Raw genomic sequence first — 437 nt, 5'->3', positions numbered from 1 at the left:
CGCCCTCCGCACCCGCGCCACCCGCATCCGCGAACGCTTCCACCTCGACGCACCCGGCTGGTTCCGCACCCCCGACGACGTCCCCCACCTGCACGCCATCGCCGACGCCGTCTGGAACCAGCACCGCATCCAGGTCCGCTACCGCCGCTGGCAGCGCCCCCAGCAGGTCACCCGCACCCTCGAACCCCTCGGCGTCGTCCTCAAGGCCGGCACCTGGTACCTCATCGCCCGACCCGCCGACCGCACCGGCGACCCGCGCACCTACCGCATCTCACGCGTCCTCGCCCTCACCGTCCTGCCCGACCGCTTCGACCGCCCCGACGGCTTCGACCTCGCCGCCCACTGGACCGCCTACACCGAACGCTTCGAAGCCGACTCCTACCCCGAACACGCCACCGTCCTGCTCTCCCCCGACGGCCTCACCCGCGCCCCGATCC

General features: G+C 73.5%; 1 protein-coding gene. It reads left to right on the top strand.

What is annotated here, in order from left to right; translation table 11 throughout:
- Positions 1–437, top strand: a 437-nt coding sequence (locus E1284_RS41090; protein ID WP_131945488.1) for a helix-turn-helix transcriptional regulator, incomplete at both ends; no start/stop codon positions are given.

The sequence above is a fragment of the Actinomadura bangladeshensis genome (genome assembly GCF_004348335.1).
Taxonomy (GTDB): Bacteria; Actinomycetota; Actinomycetes; order Streptosporangiales; family Streptosporangiaceae; genus Spirillospora; species Spirillospora bangladeshensis.
Note: the sequence above shows the minus strand (reverse complement) of the source record. Positions and strands in the feature narration are given on the sequence as shown.